The organism is Pseudonocardia ammonioxydans (genome assembly GCF_900115005.1).
In the GTDB taxonomy this organism is placed as follows: Bacteria; Actinomycetota; Actinomycetes; order Mycobacteriales; family Pseudonocardiaceae; genus Pseudonocardia; species Pseudonocardia ammonioxydans.
Genome location: NZ_FOUY01000002.1, coordinates 23,535 through 43,793, shown reverse-complemented (window position 1 = coordinate 43,793; position 20,259 = coordinate 23,535). Strand labels below are relative to the sequence as shown.

The following is a 20,259-nucleotide window of genomic DNA, read 5'->3' as shown; positions in this document are numbered from 1 at the left end:
CGCGGCGGTGTTCGCAGGGAGGTCCCCGGGGAGCTTCTCAGCCGAGCCCGGCGAGGAACCCGGTGATCGCCGCGGCCGTCTCGTCCGGGAGCTCCAGGTGCGGCGAGTGCCCGCAGGCCGGCTCGGTGATCGTCACCGGCCCGGCCGACCGCTCGGCCACGCTGCGGACGTGCACGATGCTGCCGTACGGGTCGTCGTCGCCCTGGATCGCCAGCACCGGCGCGGTGATCGCGCCGAGCCGGTCGCGCACGTCCCAGTCCCGGAACCCGGGATCGAGCCACATGTCGTTCCAGCCGCGGAAGGCGGCGTCCGGGTCGTCGTGGTGGCGGGCCATCCGGGTGCGCAGCTCGCCGGTCTCGAACGCGTCCCGGGCGGAGCGGATCGCGTCCAGCGCGAACTCCTCGACCAGCACGTGCGGGGCGAGGACCACCGCCGCCGTCACCGGGTGCTGCGCCGCGGCGAGCAGCGCGATCGTCCCGCCGTCGGAGTGGCCGACGAGCACCGGCCGGTCCAGCCCGAGTGCCCCGCACAGCGCGGGTACCACGCCGGCCGCCTCGTCGGCCATGAACGACGCGGTGCGCGGGGTGCGCGGCGGGTCCGAGCGGCCGTGCCCGAGCCGGGAGTAGGCGACCGTCCGCCGCCCGGTCTCCGCCGCGATCCGGCGGTGGAACCCCCGCCACAGCCCGACCGAGCCCAGCCCCTCGTGCAGGAACAGCAGCGGAGCGCGGTCCGCCGCGCCCGCGACGTCGTCGTACTCGTAGTGCAGGCCGTCCAGTTCGATCACCGTTCCAGTAAAGCCGCCAGCCGGGCCGGTGCCACGCAGCGGTAGGCGTCGGTGACGATCTCGGTGATCTCGTCGCGGTCCGGCCGCGCCGCGCCGCCGGGGGAGCCCGTGCCGTCCAGGACGACACCGAGCCAGCCCCGGTGCCCGACGTAGGCCGGCCGGAAGAACCGGGCCGGGTCCTCGGCGATCAGCTCCTCCTGCACCCCGGGCGGGGCGGCGCACCAGAAGGCGACGTGCGGGTGCCCGTGGTGGTGCTCGGCGTAGGACACGAACATCCTCCGCACGAACCACGACGGCGAGCCGTGGCTGAGCTTCTCGGTCACCTCGGGCAGCGTCAGGCAGATCTCCCGCAGCCAGGGCAGCGGGTCGGCCGGGTCGGGATGCGCTGCGATCACCCGGCTCCCATCCGGTACGTGCCGAGCGACCACACGTTGCCCTCCCGGTCGGCGACGGCGAACTCGCGGGAACCGTAGTCCTGATCGGTGAGGCCCATGACGACGGTCGCGCCGGCAGCCACCGCCCGCTCGTGCAGCGCGTCCGGGTCGTCGCAGGTCAGGTAGGTCACCGCACGGCCGGTGTCGAACGGGTCGCCTCCGGTGCGGGCGCCGAGGGCGAGGACGCCGCGCTCGCCCCGGTCCTCCCAGGCCAGCTCGGCGTGCACGATCGTGCCGTTCCCGTCGGAGTGCGCGGCCAGCTCACGGAAGCCGAGCGCGGTGACCAGGAAGTCGATGGCGGCACGCGGGTCGTCGTAACGCAGGGTCGGGTGAATGCTCATGGCGCCCGATCGTCGTCGCCACCGGGCTCCGTGTCTTGAACGGACGGGAACCGGCCCCACTCCGCCCGGAACGCCGACGGCGTCGTCCCGGCGAGCGTCCGGAACTCCCGTGACAGGTGGGCCTGGTCGGCGTACCCGCAGGTCGCGGCCACCTCGGCGAGCGGGGTGCGGCTCCCGCCGACCAGGCGGGAGGCGCCGGCGAAGCGCAGCACCCGGCCCGCGGTGCGCGGGTTCAGCCCCATCTGGCCGGCGAACCGGGCCTGCAGGTGACGCCGGCTCCACCCGGTCTCCGCGGCCAGGGTGGTCACCGGCACCGCACCGGCCGAGGCCGCGAGCCGGTCCCACGCGTGCGCGACCTCGGGTGCCGGCCGGCGGGCACGCACATCCAGCAGCCGGTCCGCGAGCAGGTCGGTGACCAGCGCGAACCGCCGCCCCCAGTCCGGGGCCGCGGCGAGCCGCTCCGGCAGGGCCGCGAGCTCGGGATCCTCGAGCCGGTCGAGCGCCGGCACCGCGCCGTCGCCCACCGTCCGGCCGCCGAGCAGGGTGAACAGCGCGGCCGGAGTGAGGTCGACCTGGATCCCGGCCTGCGGGCCGGTGAACTCGGTGAGTACCCAGCTGTCGCTGAGCCCGCCGACGAACGCGGCCGCCGCCCCGGTGCCGATCAGCGGCCCGGACAGCGACAGCGGATGGAACCCCAGGATCAGCGCGATGCCGGCGGCCGGGGCCTGCCTGCGACGGACCGGCGCCGTCGAGCGCTCCCGGTAACCGAGGTAGCGCAGCACGTGCCGGCGCAGCGCGGTGGGCGGCTGCGCCGGCACGTACTCGGTGTCGAGCCACCGGTCCGTCACCCCGTCCATACCCGGGGTTCTACTCCAGATGCGCCTGCGCGTACACCGCGATCGCGTCGCGCAGGTAGCCGCTCAGGCCGTCGGCGTGGGCGTCGATCTGGTCGGCGAACCGCGGGTCGTCGGCGTAGAGCGAGCCCAGCCCGATGTAGGCCTCGCGGCCCGGCACCCAGAACCGGCTCACCCACGCGTGGTGGGTGGCCACCACCTCCTGCACGGCGGGCGCGTCGACCGGCTCACCGGCCGAGCGCGCCGCGGCGAGCCGCCGCAGGATCGCCTCCCAGCCCGCCATGGTCTCGGCGGCCCGGTCGCGGTCCCAGCCCGCGACCTCCTCCTGGACGGCGACGGCCTCGGCGCCCCAGCGCTCGCGCGCCTCCGGGCCGTACGGGTCGTCGCGGAACGCGGCGAACATCTCGTCGGCGGACACCGTGTCTCCCCCTTCTCTCTCCTCGATGGACAGCGCGACGGTGTCGGCGAGCCGGCGCAGGCGCCCGACCTCGCGCAGCAGGCGCTCGTGGTGGGCGCGCAGCGCGTCCACCTCGGACCCCCCGTCGAGTACCGCGGCGATGTCCGGCAGCCCGAGACCCAGCTCACGCAGCACGAGCACGTGCTGCAGCCGCCGCAGCTCCGCCCGCCGGTAGAACCGCCGACCGCCCGGGCCGGTCCCGGCCGGTCGGAGCAGTCCCACCTGGTCGTAGTGGCGCAGCGTGCGCGAGCTGACCCCGGCCAGCCGGACCACCTGATCGGTGCTCCAGCTCTGCGTCTCCGTCACGGGAGAAACGGTAGGAGTTGACGCAGCGTCAACCGCAACCCCGGATTTCCGGGCCGTGGCTCAGATCCCGGACCGCCAGGGCCGCCCGAGGTGGATGTCGCAGGTGATCTCCCCGCGGTCGACCCCGGTCAGGTCGGCGATCAGGTCCCGGACGGCGTCCTCGGCCGCCCGCGGGTCGTCGACGGTGGTCGAGGCCTCGATGCCGGGCACATAGAGGGTCAGCCTGCGGTCCGCCCGCCAGGCCACCACCTCGAAGTGATGGTGTCCGGTCACGGGCCCACCGTATCCCGGCACCGGCGGTCCGGGCAGGCTCGTCAGCCGAACGTCGGTTCCCCGTCGCGGCCCGCGTCCTCACCCGGCTGGTCGGGCTCGTCCTGCTGCTGCAGCGGTTCGTTGCGGGGGTCGACGGTCGGCTCCGGTGTGGTGGTCGGCTCCACCGGGACCTCCGGCTCGGGCGGCGGGGCCTCCTCGACCGGCTCCGGGGACGGCGGTGGCGGCGGGGCGCTGCTCGACGGGGTCGGCGTCGGTGTCTCGGTCGGCTCGTTCGCCGCCAGCTCCGAGGGTGACTCGCCGAGCGGCCGGAAGGTCGGGAACTCGACCACCTCGGTGCTGCGCACCGCGTCGGCCATGAACTCCTGCCACACGTCGGCGGGCAGGTCCTTGCCGTTGATCGGCTCCCCGGCCGCGTTCCGGATCGGGTCGTTGCGGTCGGTGCCGATCCACACCGCGGCCGCGAACTCCGGGGTGAAGCCGGCGAACCAGGCGTCGTTGTTCTCGCCCTCGAACCGGGACTGCACGGTGCCCGTCTTGCCTGCGGCCTGCTGCCCGCCGGGCAGCTCCAGCCCGTCGTGCTCGACGACGTCCATCATCGACTCGGCGACGTTGCGGGCGACCTGTTCGGGGAAGCGCTGTTCCCCCTCGCCGGGGGAGTACTCGTAGAGCACCCGGCCCTCGGAGTCGACGACCCGCGACACCATGTGCGGTGCGTGCCAGACCCCGCCCGCCGCGATCGTGGCGTACGACGACGCGAGCTGGACCGGGGTGACCTCCTTGTTGCCCAGGGGGAGCCGCGGGTCCGGGTTCTCCATCGAGGCGGTGATCCCGGCGAGCCGGGCCGCGTCGGCGACCTTCTGCGGCCCGATCTGCGCGGCCAGCTTGGTGAAGACGACGTTGTTGGAGATCGTCATCGCCTGTTTGAGGTCGCAGCGGGGGCAGTTCGCGCCCTCGGCGTTGCGCAGGCCCGGCCGCTCGGAGCCGTCGAAGACGGTGCCCAGCCCGACCGGCGGGTCCTCCATCAGCCCGGCGAGCACGGCGAACGGCTTGAACGTCGATCCGGGCTGCTTCATCACCGTGGCGTAGTCGAGCCCCGCGCCGTTCTCGCCGCCGTAGTAGCCGATGATGCCGCCGGTCTGCGGGTCGATCGCGACGGCGCCGGAGCGCAGCACCTCGGGCTGGTCCTGCAGCTCCGCGCTGACGGCGTCGGTCAGCTGCTGCTGGCGCTGCGGGTCGATCGTCGTCGTGACCTGCAGTCCGCCCTGGGCGAAGGCCTGTTCGGAGATCCCCAGCGAGCCGAGCTCGGAGCGGACGGCGTTGAGGATGTGGCCGCGCTCGTCGGTCAGCGAGGACGAGCGCGACGTGTTCTCCGGGGGCAGCGTCTGCGGGAAGACGGCGGCGTCGCGCTCGGGGCCGGAGATCCAGCCCTGCTGCTCCATGCCGTCGAGCACGAAGCTCCACCGCTGCCGCGCGCTGTCCGGGGAGTTGGCCGGGTCCCAGTTCGACGGCGACTGGATGATCCCGGCGAGCAGAGCGCCCTCGCTCGGGGTCATCTGCGCGGCGGGCTTGCCGTAGTAGGCCAGGCTGGCCGACTCGATGCCGTAGGCGCCGCGGCCGAAGTAGATCGCGTTCAGGTAGCCGTTGAGGATCTCGTCCTTGGACTTCTGCCCGGAGACCTTCAGCGAGACGATCAGTTCCTTGTACTTGCGCCAGTACGTCGCGTCGTTGCCGACCAGGGTGTTCTTGACGTACTGCTGGGTGATCGTCGAGCCGCCGCCGGCCCCGCCGAGCACCTGGTTGAACGCGGCCCGCAGGATCCCGGTGATGTCGAACCCGGGGTTGGAGTAGAACGAGCGGTCCTCGGCGGCCAGCACCGCCTCGCGCACGTGCGGCGGGATCGCCTCCATCCCGACCTTGATCCGGTTGCCCTGCTCGGGCACCAGCCGTGCCAGCTGACCGCCGTCGGCGAACGAGACGGTCGCGATCTGCTTCTGCACCGCCTCGTCCTCGTTCGGGACCGGGAAGATCAGCCAGCCGATCCCGAACAGCAGCAGCGGCAGCAGTACGAACGAGGCCGCGGTGCCGATCAGCGAGTAGCGGATCTGCTTGCGGCGGCGGGTGCGGCGCTCCTGCGGGGTGAGCGCCGCCTTCTGCTCGGCGTCGAGGATGCCGAGCCGGCTGCGCACGGCGCCGACACCCGGGCCGACCAGCGCGACGACCCGGTCGAGCGGGCGCTCCGGTTCGGCGCGGCGACGGCGGCGCGGCCGGTCGGCCACGTCCGTGACGGCCGGCGCGACCGTGGTCGCGGCTCCGGCTCCGGTCCCGGCTCCGGTGTAAGCGGTGAGGTCGTCGTCGTCCTCCGGTGCGGCGGGCACGACGCGGGTGGCGTCGTCCCGGGCCGGCTCCGGGGCCTCGGGGGCGCGACGGCGTCCCGGCTGCGGCGCGTCCGGGCGCCGGCCCGGCGCGGGGGCTCCGGCACCGGTGGGGATCACGCCGGTCGGGTCGGCGCCCGCCGGGTGGGGCGGTGCCGGTGTGCCCGCCGGGTGGGCCGGTGCCGGGGCGTCCGGGCTCGCCGGGCCGGGGGCACCGGCGGTCCGGGGCGGCGTCGTGGCGCCCGCGGGCCGGGGTGCGGCGGGGCGCTGCTCACCGGAGCCGGGGGTGGGCCCGCCGGGGGCGGTGGCCCCGGTCGCTCCGGGCGTCGCTCCGGCCGCGGGGGTGCGCCGGGTCTCGCCGGTCACCGGTCGCGGGCCGGGGCCGGGTGCGGCCGGCCGGGCGCCGGTGGGCGCGCCCGGACGCGCTCCGCTGGGGGTACCGCCGCCGGGCGGGGGCGGGGTGCCGGGCGTGCCGGGGTTGCGGGGCACGGTGCCACCCCGCACCCGGAGGCCGACCTTGGTGGTACCGGTCGTGCCGGTGGTTCCGTCCGCCCCGGTGGGGGCGGGGGTGCCGTCGTCGGCGGGGCTCGCACCGCGGGGAGGGCGGGCGTCCGGGCCCGCGCCGCGACGCCGGCCGCCGTTCGAGCCGGCGTCCGGGGCGGGAGCGTCCGGGCCCGGGCCGTGGGGGCGCCGAGCGTTCGGGCCGGAGCCGTTCGGACCCGCGCCGTCGGGACCCGCACCGTTCGGACCGGCACCGTTCGAACCGGCACCGTTCGGGCCGGCACTGTTCGGACCGGGGCTGTTCGGTCCGGTACCGATGGGTGCCGCACCGTTCGGGGCAGGAGCGTTCCGGCCCGCACCGTGGGGCGGGCGACCGTTCGGGCTGGGGCGGTCCGGAGCCGGACCCCGGGGGACACCCTCGCTCGGACCGGGGCGGCGGACGTCTCCGGAGGGGTGGCCGTCCGGGGCAGGGCGCCGGCCGTTCGGCACCGGTGCGGGCCTGCCGGGCGCAGCGCCACGCGGTGCGGGTGCACCGCCGACCGGCCCGTGCCCGCCGGGCGCACCGCCGGCCGCGGCCCCGTTTCCGGCCGGGTCACGGCGGGCACTGCGCCGCCCGGAGGGGCCCGCATCCGGTTCGTCGGCGGCCGGGCCCCGCGCGGCGTCGCGGCCCGACGCGCGCACGACGTCGGCGAACGACGTGGCCGCCGTGCCCTCGGACCCGTGCCGGGCGGGGTCCCCGGCGTCGTGCCGTCCGGTGCGGGCCGGGGCACCGTGCCGCGGGGCGCGGCCCGGGTCGTCGCGGGGGACCTCGTCGCTGCTGTGTCGTCCGGTGGGGCGTTCCTCGGTCCGCAGCGCGCGGCCGGATCCGTACGGCTCGTTCCCGTCCTCGCCGGAGGAACGACGCCGGGACCGCGGGGGCGGGGGCGGGCCTGCGGTCAACCGCCTCTCCTCTCACGGTCCGGCCGGCGGGGCACCGGCGTCTGCTTCGGGCGAGCACGCGTGTGCTCGCCGGGCCAACGAGTTACCGACGGGTTGCGATGTGGCCACCTGATCGACGTCACTCGAATGTCGGCACGTCAGCGCATCGTGCGCGGCGTCGCGTGACCGTTCGGCCGGGGAGCGTCCGCCGTACGCACCATCGTGCCTGCGCCACACGGCCCTCAGTGGCGGGCGCGTGGTTCCGTCGAGCAACGGACCGCTGTGTGCGACGACGCGAGGGGCGGGCGTGCCGCGACGGCACGCGACACCGGTGGCAGCGGCCGACCGGCGGGTGTCCGGCGCCGAACGACCGGTGGCGCGGGCCGGGCCGGGACGGGTACGCGGCGTGACCGCTCGGCGACGGTGGTGGCCGTTCCGCGGCGGTGCCGGCGGCCTCGGGAACCGCCCGGCGCCGGCCCGTCCACCGGGTCGCGCTGGCCGCCGGGGCCGGTGTCAGCCGCCCAGCAGCGGACCCATCCGGTCCCGCAGCGCCTCGGCGGCCGAGAGCGGCCGGACCATGACCGTCAGCTCGCGGACCCGGCCGTCGTCGGCGAACCGGAGCAGGTCGATGCCCTGCACCTCGCGGTCGCCGACCTGCGCGGTGAACTCGAGCACGTGGCCGGCCTCCCCGGAGAACTCGGCGACGTACCGGAAGTCGCTGAACACCGTGAACACCGCGCCGAGGATCGCCCGCAGCGCGTCGCGTCCCTCATAGGGGCGGTGGACGACCGGCGAGCGGAACCGGACGTCGTCGGTGCACAGCAGCACCGCGGCGTCCAGGTCGCCGGCCTCGATGGCGGCCCGGAATCGGGCGGACGTCGTATCGCGCACGCCGCGATCATGCCCTGTCGTCGGCCCGGGACGATCGGACGGTCACGCGGCAGCAGCGGCCCGTGGCAGCCCGACGGCCTCGGCCAGCAGCTCGTAGGACCGCAGCCGGTCCTCGCCGCGGTAGGTCGCCGTCGTCACCATCAGCTCGTCGACGCCGGTACGTGCACCAGCTCCTCGACGCCGGCCCGCACGGTCGCGGGCGATCCGATGATCTGGTCGGCCTGGCGTTCCTCGACGAACGCGCGGGCCGTGTCGGTCCAGTCGAACGCCGCGACCTCCTCCGGCCCGGGCAGCTCGCGCGGGTTGCCGAGGCGCAGGTGCAGGAACTGCAGCGCGGCCGGCAGGGCGAGGTCGCGGGCGGCCTCGTCGGTGTCCGCGCAGAACACGCTCGCCGCGATCATCGCGTACGGCTCGGAGAGCATCGACGACGGCCGGAAGTGCTCCCGGTACAGCTCGAGCGCCGCCGTCGTGTTCCGGCTCGAGAAGTGGTGCGCGAACGAGAACGGCAGACCCAACATCCCGGCCACCTTCGCCGAGTAGCCCGAGGACCCGAGCAGCCACAGCGACGGCGCGTTCCCCCTCGCGGGCACGGCGAGCACGTCGGCGTCCCCCCGGAAGTACGACGCGAGCTCGACGAGCTGGTCGGGGAAGTCGTCCGGCGCCTGCAGCCGGTCCGCGGAGATCCCGCGCAGCGCCGCAGCGGTCTTCGGGTCGGTGCCCGGTGCGCGGCCGATGCCCAGGTCGATGCGGTCCGGGTGCAGTGCCTCGAGCGTCCCGAACTGCTCGGCGACGACGAGCGGGCGATGGTTGGGCAACATGACCCCGCCCGACCCGACCCGGATGCGCTCGGTCGCGCCGGCCAGGTGCGCGATCAGCACCGGCGGCGAGGAGCTCGCGATCCCCGGCATCGCGTGGTGCTCGGCCACCCAGTAGCGGGTGAAGCCGAGCTCCTCGGCCCGCCGGACGAGCCGCGTGCTGTGCTCCAGCGCGGTGGTGGCCGACGAACCGTCGGCGACGGGGACGAGGTCGAGCACGGAGAGGGGGACCACGACCGGCTGCAACACCCGCGGCGTCGCGGATCTTCCCCATGGCGGCCCGGACCGCCCGCGGGAAACCTGTCGGGGCGCCCTACTAGCATCGACCCCTGGCTCCGCCGGCGGAGCCCACACCGTTCGTGAACAGCCCTGGAGGCCCCACCGTGTCCGCACCGCCCGCCCCGCCCGCGTCCGCCCCGATCCGGGTGCCGGCCGGGACGACCGCCGGCGCGCGCGTCCGGGAGGGCGGCCTGCCGACCAGCGGCCCCGGGGCGATCGTCGTCGTCCGCGACACCGAGGGCGGCCTGCACGACCTGGCCTGGGCCCCCGAGTCCGACACCGAGGTTGTCCCCGTCCCGGCCGACACCGAAGAGGGTCGCAGCGTCATCCGGCACTCCTGCGCGCACGTCCTCGCGCAGGCCGTCCAACAGCTGTTCCCCAAGGCGAAGCTCGGCATCGGCCCACCGGTCACCGACGGCTTCTACTACGACTTCGACGTCGACACCCCCTTCACCCCCGAGGATCTGAAGAAGATCGAGTCGGCGATGAAGAAGATCGTCAAGTCGGGGCAGCGGTTCTCCCGGCGCCGTTTCGAGTCCCAGGACGAGGCGCGGACCGAGCTGGCCGGCGAGCCGTACAAGCTCGAGCTGATCGACCTCAAGGGCGGCGACGGCGGCGCGGACGGCGAGATCATGGAGGTCGACGCCTCCGGCGAGCTGACCATCTACGACAACGTGCACGCGCACTCGGGGCAGACCGTCTGGTCGGACCTGTGTCGCGGCCCGCACCTGCCGACCACCAAGTTCATCCCGGCGTTCACCCTGACCCGCTCGGCGGCCGCGTACTGGCGGGGCAACCAGGCCAACGCCCAGCTGCAGCGCATCTACGGCACCGCCTGGGAGTCGCAGGAGGCGCAGGACGCCTACCTGGAGCGGATCGCCGAGGCCGAGCGCCGCGACCACCGCCGGCTGGGCTCCGAGCTGGACCTGTTCAGCTTCCCGGACGAGATCGGTTCCGGCCTGCCGGTGTTCCACCCGAAGGGCGGTGTCGTCCGCAAGGAGCTGGAGGATCTCTCCCGCGAGCGGCACGCCGAGGCGGGCTACGAGTTCGTCTACTCGCCGCACGCGACCAAGGGCCAGCTGTTCGAGCTGTCCGGGCACCTCGACTGGTACGCCGAGGGCATGTACCCGCCCATGCAGCTCGACGCCGAGTACGGGTCCGACGGTGAGCTGAAGAAGCAGGCCGTCGACTACTACCTCAAGCCGATGAACTGCCCGATGCACAACCTGATCTTCCGGTCGCGCGGGCGGTCCTATCGGGAGCTGCCGCTGCGGCTGTTCGAGTTCGGCACCGTCTACCGCTACGAGAAGTCCGGTGTGGTGCACGGACTGACCCGGGCCCGCGGGTTCACCCAGGACGACGCGCACATCTACTGCACCCGCGAGCAGATGCAGGACGAGATCCGCTCGCTGCTGCAGTTCGTGCTCGACCTGCTGCGCGACTACGGTCTCGACGACTTCTACCTGGAGCTGTCCACCCGCAACCCGGAGAAGTCGATCGGCTCCGACGAGGCGTGGGCGGAGGCCACCCAGGCGCTGCGCGACGCCGCGGAGAGCTTCGGTCTCGAGCTCCGGGACGACCCGGGTGGTGCCGCGTTCTACGCGCCGAAGATCTCCGTCCAGGCCCGCGACGCGATCGGCCGGTACTGGCAGATGTCGACCATCCAGGTCGACATGATGCTGCCGGACCGCTTCGAGCTGGAGTACGCCGCGACCGACGGGTCCCGGCAGCGTCCGGTGATGATCCACCGCGCGCTGTTCGGGTCGATCGAGCGCTTCTTCGGCGTGCTCACCGAGCACTACGCCGGCGCCTTCCCGGCCTGGCTCGCCCCCGTGCAGGTGGTGGGGATCCCGGTGACCGACGACCAGGACTCCTACGTCCGCGACATCGCCGCGAGGCTGCGGGCCCGCGGGATCCGGGTCGAGGTCGACGCCGGCGACGACCGGATGCAGAAGAAGATCCGGACCCACACCCTGCAGAAGGTCCCGTTCCTGCTGCTCGCGGGCGGTCGCGACGTCGAGGCGGGGGCCGTGAGCTTCAGGTTCCGCGACGGTTCGCAGCGCAACGGCGTGCCCGTGGACGAGGCGGTGGCGGCGATCGCGGACTGGGTCGGATCGCGGACGAACACCTCACCGGACGCGGAGTCGTTCCCTGCAGCCTGAGGCTTAGGATCGCCTCATGGAGCAGCAGTGGGTCCCGCAGGAGGGGGTCGGGACACCCGACGGGTTCGCCCGGCTCTGGACCCCGCACCGGCTGGCCTACATCAAGGGCGCCTCCGACACCGGCTGTCCGTTCTGCCGGATCGGCCGCGGTGAGATCGTCGGGGAGCCCGGGGACTGCGGGGAGCCCGGGGAGTACGACGGCGGGGACCAGGTGGGCCCGGACGCGGAGAACCTGGTCATCGCCCGCGGTGACGAGGTCTACGCCCTGCTGAACCTGCACCCGTACAACCCGGGGCACCTGATGGTGCTGCCCTACCGGCACGTCGCGGACCTCGAGGAGCTCACCGACTCCGAGGCGGCCGAGCTGATGGCCTTCACCCGCCAGGCGGTGGTGACCATGAAGCGGGTGGCGGCCCCGCACGCGTTCAACGTGGGGCTCAACCTGGGCAGCGTCGCGGGCGGGTCGCTGGCCGAGCACCTGCACCAGCACGTCGTCCCGCGGTGGGGCGGCGACGCGAACTTCATCACCGTCGTCGGGCAGACGAAAGTCATCCCGCAGCTGCTCGCCGAGACCCGTGCGCAGCTGGCGGAGGCGTGGGAGCCGCCCCGGCGCGGAGCCCGCCACCCCGACTAGGCTGGTCACCACCGCCTGCCCGTGAGGGAGTTCGTCGCCCACGATGCTCAACCTGTTCGCCCGCGGGCACGTCAACCGGCTCACCGATCCGGTGGGCCGGCGCCTGGTCGCGCTCGGCATCGGCCCGGACACCATGACGGTGCTCGGCACCGTGGGTGCCCTCGCCTGCTCGGTCGTGTTCCTGCCGACCGGCCGGCTGGTGCTCGGCTCGGTCCTGGTGACGGTGTTCGTGCTGACCGACCTGCTCGACGGGGCGATGGCCCGCGCCCGCGGCCACGGCACCCCGTTCGGGGCGGTGCTCGACTCCACCTGTGACCGGATGGTCGACGGCGCCCTGTTCGGTGCGCTGGCCTGGTGGGCCCTGACCGGTGGGGACGAGCCGGTCGCCGCGGCGGCCGCGCTGGTCGCACTGGTCGGCGGGCAGATCGTGTCGTATGTGAAGGCGCGCGCCGAGTCGGTGGGGCTGGCCGCGGAGGGCGGCCTCGTCGAGCGGGCCGAACGGCTGGTCCTGGGGCTGCTCGGCGCGTTCCTGGCCGGGCTCGGCGTGCCGTACGCGCTGACCGTCGCGCTGGTCGTGCTGGCGATCGGGACGGTGGTGACCCTCGGCCAGCGGATCCTGGCGGTACGCCGGAGCTCGCGCGAGGTGCCCCGTGCCTGACGGTCCCACGCGGGCCCGGGAGGCGCTGGCCGGTGCCGGCTACGCGGCGGGCTGGGCGGTCGTCGGGAAGCTGCCGCCGGCGGTCGTCGCCCGCGTGTTCGACGCCGGTGCCGACCTCGCCACCCGCCGCGGCGGGCCGGGGGTGCAGCGGCTGCGCGCGAATCTCGCCCGGGTCCGCCCGGACGCGGCGCCCGCCGAGCTCGACGACCTGGTACGACGGGGTATGCGCAGCTACGCGCGCTACTGGCGGGAGGCGTTCGCCCTGCCCTCGCTGGAGCCGGGCGCGCTGCACCGGGCGATGCACCCGCACGTGCACGGCATCGACGCGTCGCTGGAGGCGCTGCGCGCCGGCCGGGGGGTGCTCTACGCCCTGCCGCACGCGGGGAACTGGGACGTCGCCGGGGTCTACATGGTCGGCGAGCTCGCCCGGCTCGGGCTGGAGCCGGCCATCACGACCGTCGTGCAGCGGCTGCGCCCGGAGTCGCTGTTCCGCCGGTTCCTCGACTACCGGCGCTCGCTGGGGTTCGAGGTGGTGCCGGCCGACGACCCGCGGTCGGCGCACCGGGCCCTGACCGCGCGGCTGCGTGCCGGCGGGGTGGTCTGCCTGATCGCCGACCGGGACCTGTCCGGGACCGGGGTCGACGTGAGGTTCCTCGGCGCCCCGGCCCGCCTCCCCGCCGGCCCGGCCCGGCTGGCCCGGCTGACCGGCGCGGCGCTGCACCCGGCGTATCCGGTGTTCGCCGGTGCGGCGTGGGGGGTGCACGTCGGCCCGGAGATCCCGGTCGATGGCGCCGCGGCGGTGTCGGGGCCGGGGTCGGCGGTGGTCAAGGCCACCCAGGCCCTGGCCGACGCGTTCGGCGAGCTCATCGCGCACCGGCCCGAGGACTGGCACATGCTGCAGCCGATCCCGGGCGGGCCGGGATGACGGCGCTGCGGGTCGGGGTGGTGTGCCCGTACTCGCTCGACGTGCCGGGCGGGGTGCAGAACCACGTCCTCGACCTCGCCGCGGCGCTGCGGGCGCGGGGACACCGGGTCGACGTCCTCGCCCCGGCGGTGGGGGAGGCGCCCGAGTTCGTGACGCCGGTGGGGCGCTCGCTCGGCGTGCCCTACAACGGCTCGGTCGCCCGGGTGACGTTCGGACCGGTGTCCTACCACCGTGCCCGCCGCTGGCTGGCCGAGCACGAGTTCGACGTGCTGCACCTGCACGAGCCCACGACGTTCTCGGTGTCGGTGCTCGCCCTGCTCGCCGCCCGCGGCCCGATCGTCGCGACGTTCCACACCTCGACCGAGCGGTCGCGGGCGTTGGCCGCGTTCGGCGGGGTACTGCGCCCGCTGATGGAGAAGGTGACGGCGCGGATCGCGGTCTCGGCCACCGCGCGGCGGGTGCAGGTCGAGCACCTGGGCGGGGACGCGACCGAGATCCCCAACGGCGTCGACGTGGCCCGGTTCGCCCAGGGCCCGCCGCTGCACGAGCTCGTCGACGGCCTGGCGCCGGACCCGCCGGACGGGGCGGGCGCACCCGGCCGGCGGGTCGGTTTCGTCGGCCGGTTCGACGAGTCCCGCAAGGGCATGGGGGTGCTGCTCGACGCGCTGCGGCCGCTGGTCGCGGTGCGCCCGGGCCTGCGCCTGCTCGTCGTCGGGCGCGGGGACGCCGACGCCCTGCACCGGGCGGCCGGGCCGGAGCTGGCCGGGCGGATCGAGCTGCTCGGCGCGGTCGACGAGCCGACGAAGGCCGCGGCACTGCGCGCGATGGACGTCTACTGCGCCCCGCACCGCGGCGGGGAGAGCTTCGGCATGGTGCTCACCGAGGCGATGGCCGCGGGCGCACCGGTGCTGGCCAGCGACATCGAGTCGTTCCGCGCGGTGCTCGACGGCGCGGGCGTGCTGACCCCGCCCGGTGACAGCGCCGCGCTCGGGACCGCCCTGGCCGACCTGCTCGACGACGACGGCCGCCGTGCCGCGCTGCGCACCGCCGGGCGGGAGCGGGCGGCCCGCTACGACTGGCCGGTCGTCGCCGAGGAGGTGCTGCGCGTCTACCGGGCCGCCCTCGCGGCTTCGCCGCCCGTGAGTGGAAACCGTGGCTCCAGCCGCGATTTCCACTCACGGGTGCGGAGCGCGGAATGAGCACGCTCGCCGTGGTGCTGCTCGTGGCGGCGGCCCTGGTCGTCGTGGTCGCGCTCACCGTGTGGTCTCTGACACGGGTGCGACGTCTGCACCGGTTGCACGTGCGGGTGGGGGCCGCCCGGGGTGGGTTGGCCACCGCGCTGGAACGCCGGGCGGAGGTGGCACTGCGGATCGCCGATGTGCCCGGTGCGGCCGGGTCCGGGCGCCTGCGCGCCGCCGCGACCACCGCCCGGTCCGGGGCCGCGCCGACCCCCGGCGGGCACGACCCGGCCGGCGCCCGGGAGGCCCGCGAGACCGCCGAGAACGTCCTGACCAGGGAGCTCGCGGCCGTCGACCGGGCCGGGCTGCCGGCGCCGCTGGCGGCGGAGCTGCGTGACGCCCAGCAGCTGGTCGTGCTGGCGCGACGGGTGCACAACGACGCCGTGCGGGACACCCGGGTGCTCCGGTCCCGACGACTGGTCCGCTGGTTCCACCTGTACGGCACCGCCCCGGAGCCGGTGTACTTCGAGATCGCCGATCCGGAACCGGCGGCCGGGCCGGGCGGCGCTGACGTAGAATCGGGCCGTCACCCGACCGCCATGTGAGGAGCTCCGATCACCCGTGTCCGCAGCCGACAACACCCCTGACAACGCCGGTCCGCAGCACGGCACCGCGCGGGTCAAGCGCGGCATGGCCGAGATGCTCAAGGGCGGCGTGATCATGGACGTGGTCACCCCGGAGCAGGCGAAGATCGCCGAGGACGCCGGCGCCGTGGCCGTCATGGCCCTCGAGCGGGTCCCCGCCGACATCCGCTCCAACGGCGGCGTCGCCCGCATGTCGGACCCCGACATGATCTCCGGGATCGTCGAGGCCGTCTCCATCCCGGTCATGGCCAAGGCCCGGATCGGGCACTTCGTCGAGGCCCAGGTCCTGCAGGCGCTCGGCGTCGACTACATCGACGAGTCCGAGGTGCTGACCCCGGCCGACGAGGCCCACCACATCGACAAGTGGTCCTACACCGTGCCGTTCGTGTGCGGTGCGACCAACCTGGGCGAGGCCCTGCGCCGGCTCTCCGAGGGCGCGGCGATGATCCGCTCCAAGGGTGAGGCCGGTACCGGCAACGTCGTCGAGGCGACCCGGCACATGCGGTCGATCCGTGCCGAGATCGGCCGGCTCGCGTCGCTGGACCCCGCCGAGCTCTACGTCGCGGCCAAGGAGCTGCGGGCGCCGGTCGAGCTCGTCGCCGAGGTCGCGCGCACCGGGAAGCTGCCGGTCGTGCTGTTCACCGCGGGTGGCATCGCCACCCCGGCCGACGCCGCGATGATGATGCAGCTCGGCGCCGAGGGCGTGTTCGTCGGCTCGGGCATCTTCAAGTCCGGCGACCCGGCGCAGCGCGCGTCGGCGATCGTGAAGGCCACGACGTTCCACGACGACCCCGACATGATCGCGAAGGTCTCGCGGGGCCTGGGTGAGGCCATGGTCGGGATCAACATCCCGGACATCCCGGAGGACCAGCGCTACGCCGGCCGCGGCTGGTAGTTCCCGCCCTTCCGTCGTTCACGAGAGCCCCGTCCGGCCGTCGCCGGGCGGGGCTCTCGTCGTGTCCGGGTGGTCCCCACCACCGGATCGCGGCACCACGATGCGGTGACCACACGGATCCCTCGGTAGCGGGGCGCGCCCGATTTCTCCGGGTTTCGTGATCACCCGAGGGCGGGGTTGCCAACTCGATACGGTGACAGCGGGGCGCATGGTGACTGTGTGGCGTTTACGTTCCTTTGCGAATCACGAGACCAGTGGGGCGGAGGAGCCTGATGGGACGCTCTGTGCGAGCCGCGGCCATCGCGGCCGCGATGCTGATCACTGTTCCGGCTGCGGCGTACGCCGACACCGGGGCGGCGGATCGGCCGAGCGCGACGACGGCGGTGGACTGTCCGGCACCGGGCCCCGGCCCGGGCGGGTCCGGTTCGGGTGGGTCGGGTTCGAGGGACGACGGTGGCGCCGGGTCGGGGAAGCCCGGCGGCACCGGTGAGCCGAGCACGGCCGGTTCGGGCTCCGGAACGTCGAGCTCCGGAACGTCGGGCCCGGCCTCGAGCGCCCCCGGCTCCGGTGGTGCGTCGGATCCGGGCAGCTCGGATCCAGGAGATGCGGCCTCGGGCGGCTCCGCGGCCGGCGGCGGTGGCCAGGATTCCGGAGCTGCGGGTCCGGCGGCGGAAGGGGCCGGTCGAGCCGCGCTGCCGGATGCCGGTGCCGCCGCCCGGGAGGCCGTCGCCGAGCCGGAGTCGGGAGACGATGGCTCGGGGGATGCGGCCGGGCCGTCCGGTGATGGGCAGGACCCGGGTGGCGACCAAGGCTTGTCCGGCTCGTCCGGTGACTCGGGATCCGGGGACGACCAGGGCTCCGGTGGCGACCAGAAGTCCGGCGACAGGTCGGGTGGCGGCCAGGATTCGGGCGATGACGACTCCGGCGGGCCCGGCGGCGACGACTCGAGGTCGGGCGGCGACTCGGGGTCCGGGGGCGATCAGGGCTCGGGTGGCGATCAGAGCTCGTCCGGCTCGGGCGGTGGCTCGGGGTCCGGGGACGACCAGGGCTCGGGTGGCGACCAGGGCTCGTCCGGCTCGTCCGGTGATTCGGGATCCGGGGGCGACCAGGGCTCCGGCGGCGATCAGAAGTCCGGCGACAGGTCGGGCGGTGGCCAGGATTCGGGCGATGACGACTCCGGCGGGCCCGGCGGCGACGCCTCGGGGTCGAGCGGCGACTCCGGGTCCGGCGGCGATCAGGCTTCGGGCGGTGGCCAGGTGCCCGGCGACGGCGGTTCGGGCGACGACCGGGGCTCCGCGGGTCAGGACCAGGGTTCCGGGGACAGCCAGGCGGCCGGTGGCAGTGGCACCGGCAGTGGCGCCGGCCCGGGTGAGCGGACCGCGGGCGGACCGGGCGGTGGGCCCGGCCCGGCCGACTGCGGGACCGGCGGCACGCCGGCCGGCCAGGCGGCCGAGCCGACGCCCCCGCCCGCACCCGCCGACCCGGCGGCCGGCCCCGCCGCGTACCCGGGCGCGGAGAGCAGCGCCGCCACCGCGCACGGCTGGGGCGAGCCGAGCAAGGTCGACGAGTTCGACGGCGGTGACCTCGCCGGATGGAACATGTACGACGGTCCCGGCCACGCGGGTGAGGGCACACGCTCGCCGGACGCGGCGTCGGTGCAGGACGGCATCCTCACCATCAACGGTGACTCCGAGGGAAAGACCGCCGGAATGGCCTGGACCGACGCCAGCCAGAAGTACGGCCGCTGGGAGGGCCGGGTGCGCGCGCCGGCGTCCGACCCGAGCTACAACGCGCTGCTGCTGCTCTGGCCGACCGCGGAGAACTTCCCGGTCGGCGGCGAGATCGACTTCATGGAGATGACCGACCACACCCGGCAGTCGACCGAGCTGTTCCTGCACTACGGCGAGGACAACAGCCAGGTCCAGGGCGAGGTCCAGATCGACGCGACACAGTGGCACAACTGGGCGGTCGAGTGGAGCCCGGACGGTGTCGTGGCCTATGTGGACGGCAAGGAGTGGTGGCGCACCGACGACACCTCGATCCTGCCCCCCGGTCCGATGCACCTGTGCATCCAGCTCGACTGGTTCCCGGAGGGCGGGGGTGAGGTGAAACCGTCCACGATGGAGGTCGACTGGGTCCGCCAGTACCCGATGCCCGAGTCCGAACAGGGCGGTGGCAGCGAGGAGGGTCTCCTCGACGGGCCGCTGAAGCGGATCACCGAGGGCGGTCCGGACGCCGGCTCCGCCACCCGGGGGCCCAGCGGTGGCTGATCAGCGGTACTCCATGACCAGTACCGCGGACGCGTCCGCGGTCAGCGCCCGGTAGGTGTGCGGCCGGTCGGCGGGGAAGGTGACGTAGTCGCCGGGGTCGAGGTCGACCTCCTCGCCGGCCGGGCCGGCGTTCCACCGTCCACTGCTGACGACCATGTGCTCGACCGTCCCGGGGGAGTGCGGGTCCGAGGCGCGGGCGTCGCCCGGCTCTGAGGTGATCACGTGCACGTCCCGCCGGGCACCCGGCGGGCACGCCGCCAGCAGCGCCGACGTGAACGGCGAGGCCTCGGAGCGGATGGCCGGGCGTTGGCTCGCGCGGACCACCCGGACCGGCGGTGCCGGAGGCTCCACCAGCGTGCTGAACGGGACCCCGGCCACCACCGCGATCGCCCAGAGCGTCTCGACGCTGGGATTGCCGGTCCCGGCCTCGAGCTGGGAGAGCGTCGACTTCGCGATCCCGGCCCGGCGGGCGAGCTCCGCCGAGGAGATGCCCAGGCGGTCGCGCTCCCGGCGGATGGCGGCCGCGATCGTCGCGAGCGGTGGCGTTCGATTCATCGGTCCTCGAGTTCGGCTTGACGAACGACAGGTCGTGGGTTCACTGTAACGGTCATGCGTTCGGTGCAGCGAACAGGATCTGGGCAGAGCCGGGCCGACGTCCGGGACGCGGTGACCGTCTCGGTCGCGGTCGGCCTGGTCGGTGTGTCCTTCGGCGCGCTGGCCCCCGCGGCCGGCCTCTCGCCGGTGACGACGATGGCGATGTCGATGCTGGTCTTCGCCGGCGGTGCGCAGCTGCTGGTGACCGGTGTGCTGGCGGCCGGCGGCGGGATCTGGGCCGCCGTCGTCGCCGGGCTGGTGCTCAACCTGCGGCACCTGCCCTTCGGACTGGCCCTGGCCCGCCACATCGGCGGCGGCTGGTCGCGGATCCCCGGCGCGCACGTCATCACCGACGAGTCGACGGCCTTCGTGCTGGCCCGGACCGACGGTGAGCCCGGCCGCGCCCGGCGTGCCTTCTGGCTCCTCGGTCTGATCAAGTACGGCTGCTGGCAGCTCGGCACCGCCGGGGGACTGCTGCTCGGCGCGAGCGTGCCGGACCCGTCGGCCCTCGGGCTCGACGCCGCGTTCCCGGCCGCGCTGCTGGCGATGCTCGTCCCGATGCTGCGCCGCGCCGACGCGCGCCGGGTCGGTGGCGCAGCGGCGGCGGTCTCGCTCACCTGCGCCCCGTTCCTGCCGGCCGGGCTCCCCGTGCTCGCCGGACTGCTCGGCGTCGGTGCGGCCGCCCGGCGGGCCCGGCCCGGCGGGGTGCAGGCCCGGGCCGGCACGAGCGACGCCCGCTGCCCGGGAGGCCGGGCATGACGATCACCGCACTGGCCGTCCTCGCCGGCGGCACGTACCTGATGCGCCTGGTGCCGCTGCTCCTGGCCGGCCGGGTCGAGTTCTCCGACCGCACGGTCCGCCTCGTCGAGCTCGGCGCGGTCGCGCTGCTGGTCGCGCTCGTGGTCACCGGGACCTGGTTCGAGGGGCAGGAGTTCGCCGGCTGGGCCCGGCCGGCGGGGGTCGCGGTGGCCGCCGCCGGGATCTGGCGGCGGCTGCCGTTCGTGCTGGTCGTCGTGCTGGCCGCGGCGACCACGGCCGTGCTGCGGCTGGCCGGTCTGCCCTGAGCGCGCCCCG

General features: G+C 74.9%; 19 protein-coding genes and 1 pseudogene. 10 read left to right on the top strand and 10 right to left on the bottom strand.

Features of this window, described 5'->3' with window-relative positions; translation table 11 throughout:
- Positions 1 to 37 precede the first annotated feature (37 nt).
- From BM093_RS02790 to BM093_RS02750, 9 genes and pseudogenes are all read right to left on the bottom strand, one after another.
- Positions 38 to 784 (bottom strand): alpha/beta fold hydrolase, encoded by a 747-nt coding sequence (locus BM093_RS02790; RefSeq protein WP_093336735.1) that lies wholly within the window; start codon positions 782 to 784, stop codon positions 38 to 40.
- Positions 781 to 1,179: an MmcQ/YjbR family DNA-binding protein gene (locus BM093_RS02785; protein ID WP_245773260.1), complete on the bottom strand. Its 399-nt coding sequence runs from the start codon at positions 1,177 to 1,179 to the stop codon at positions 781 to 783. The genes BM093_RS02790 and BM093_RS02785 overlap by 4 nt, the downstream gene beginning before the upstream one ends.
- On the bottom strand, positions 1,176 to 1,559 hold the full coding sequence (locus BM093_RS02780) for a VOC family protein (protein ID WP_093336733.1): 384 nt from the start codon (positions 1,557 to 1,559) through the stop codon (positions 1,176 to 1,178). The genes BM093_RS02785 and BM093_RS02780 overlap by 4 nt, the downstream gene beginning before the upstream one ends.
- Positions 1,556 to 2,416, bottom strand: coding sequence for a helix-turn-helix domain-containing protein (locus tag BM093_RS02775; protein WP_093336730.1), 861 nt, complete (start codon positions 2,414 to 2,416; stop codon positions 1,556 to 1,558). Before BM093_RS02775 ends, BM093_RS02780 begins: the two co-directional genes overlap by 4 nt.
- A 10-nt stretch (positions 2,417 to 2,426) precedes the next feature.
- Positions 2,427 to 3,176: a MerR family transcriptional regulator gene (locus BM093_RS02770; RefSeq protein ID WP_093336728.1), complete on the bottom strand. Its 750-nt coding sequence runs from the start codon at positions 3,174 to 3,176 to the stop codon at positions 2,427 to 2,429.
- Positions 3,177 to 3,236: 60 nt separating this feature from the next.
- On the bottom strand, positions 3,237 to 3,449 hold the full coding sequence (locus tag BM093_RS02765; protein ID WP_093336725.1) for a hypothetical protein: 213 nt from the start codon (positions 3,447 to 3,449) through the stop codon (positions 3,237 to 3,239).
- Between the two features lie 41 nt (positions 3,450 to 3,490).
- A complete protein-coding gene (locus tag BM093_RS02760; RefSeq protein ID WP_143105237.1) occupies positions 3,491 to 6,310 on the bottom strand; it encodes a transglycosylase domain-containing protein in 2,820 nt (939 codons plus the stop codon).
- A gap of 1,443 nt (positions 6,311 to 7,753) precedes the next feature.
- Positions 7,754 to 8,131: a nuclear transport factor 2 family protein gene (locus BM093_RS02755; RefSeq protein WP_093336720.1), complete on the bottom strand. Its 378-nt coding sequence runs from the start codon at positions 8,129 to 8,131 to the stop codon at positions 7,754 to 7,756.
- Between the two features lie 42 nt (positions 8,132 to 8,173).
- Positions 8,174 to 9,195, bottom strand: a pseudogene (locus BM093_RS02750) (LLM class flavin-dependent oxidoreductase).
- A 134-nt stretch (positions 9,196 to 9,329) separates the two neighbouring features.
- Here BM093_RS02750 and thrS point away from each other — a divergent pair.
- From thrS to BM093_RS02710, 8 genes are all read left to right on the top strand, one after another.
- Positions 9,330 to 11,387, top strand: coding sequence for a threonine--tRNA ligase (thrS, locus tag BM093_RS02745; protein ID WP_093336718.1), 2,058 nt, complete (start codon positions 9,330 to 9,332; stop codon positions 11,385 to 11,387).
- Between the two features lie 16 nt (positions 11,388 to 11,403).
- Positions 11,404 to 12,021, top strand: a complete 618-nt coding sequence (locus BM093_RS02740; protein WP_093336716.1) for an HIT family protein — start codon at positions 11,404 to 11,406, stop codon at positions 12,019 to 12,021.
- A gap of 43 nt (positions 12,022 to 12,064) precedes the next feature.
- Entirely contained in the window at positions 12,065 to 12,679 is a 615-nt protein-coding gene (gene pgsA, locus BM093_RS02735) for a phosphatidylinositol phosphate synthase (protein ID WP_093336714.1), read from the top strand.
- Positions 12,672 to 13,604: a phosphatidylinositol mannoside acyltransferase gene (locus tag BM093_RS02730; RefSeq protein WP_093336712.1), complete on the top strand. Its 933-nt coding sequence runs from the start codon at positions 12,672 to 12,674 to the stop codon at positions 13,602 to 13,604. Before pgsA ends, BM093_RS02730 begins: the two co-directional genes overlap by 8 nt.
- A 5-nt stretch (positions 13,605 to 13,609) precedes the next feature.
- Positions 13,610 to 14,803, top strand: coding sequence for a glycosyltransferase family 4 protein (locus BM093_RS02725; protein ID WP_093337432.1), 1,194 nt, complete (start codon positions 13,610 to 13,612; stop codon positions 14,801 to 14,803).
- A complete protein-coding gene (locus BM093_RS02720; RefSeq protein WP_093336710.1) occupies positions 14,800 to 15,387 on the top strand; it encodes a hypothetical protein in 588 nt (195 codons plus the stop codon). Before BM093_RS02725 ends, BM093_RS02720 begins: the two co-directional genes overlap by 4 nt.
- 16 nt (positions 15,388 to 15,403) lie before the next feature.
- Positions 15,404 to 16,321, top strand: coding sequence for a pyridoxal 5'-phosphate synthase lyase subunit PdxS (gene pdxS, locus BM093_RS02715; protein ID WP_093336708.1), 918 nt, complete (start codon positions 15,404 to 15,406; stop codon positions 16,319 to 16,321).
- Positions 16,322 to 17,577: 1,256 nt separating this feature from the next.
- Positions 17,578 to 18,591, top strand: a complete 1,014-nt coding sequence (locus tag BM093_RS02710) for a glycoside hydrolase family 16 protein (protein ID WP_143105236.1) — start codon at positions 17,578 to 17,580, stop codon at positions 18,589 to 18,591.
- Here the strand turns inward: BM093_RS02710 and BM093_RS02705 are convergent, their stop codons facing one another.
- On the bottom strand, positions 18,592 to 19,146 hold the full coding sequence (locus BM093_RS02705; protein WP_093336702.1) for a helix-turn-helix domain-containing protein: 555 nt from the start codon (positions 19,144 to 19,146) through the stop codon (positions 18,592 to 18,594).
- Between the two features lie 54 nt (positions 19,147 to 19,200).
- Here BM093_RS02705 and BM093_RS02700 point away from each other — a divergent pair, with 54 nt between their 5' ends.
- Entirely contained in the window at positions 19,201 to 19,944 is a 744-nt protein-coding gene (locus BM093_RS02700; RefSeq protein WP_093336700.1) for an AzlC family ABC transporter permease, read from the top strand.
- On the top strand, positions 19,941 to 20,249 hold the full coding sequence (locus BM093_RS02695) for an AzlD domain-containing protein (protein WP_093336697.1): 309 nt from the start codon (positions 19,941 to 19,943) through the stop codon (positions 20,247 to 20,249). Before BM093_RS02700 ends, BM093_RS02695 begins: the two co-directional genes overlap by 4 nt.
- Positions 20,250 to 20,259 lie beyond the last annotated feature (10 nt).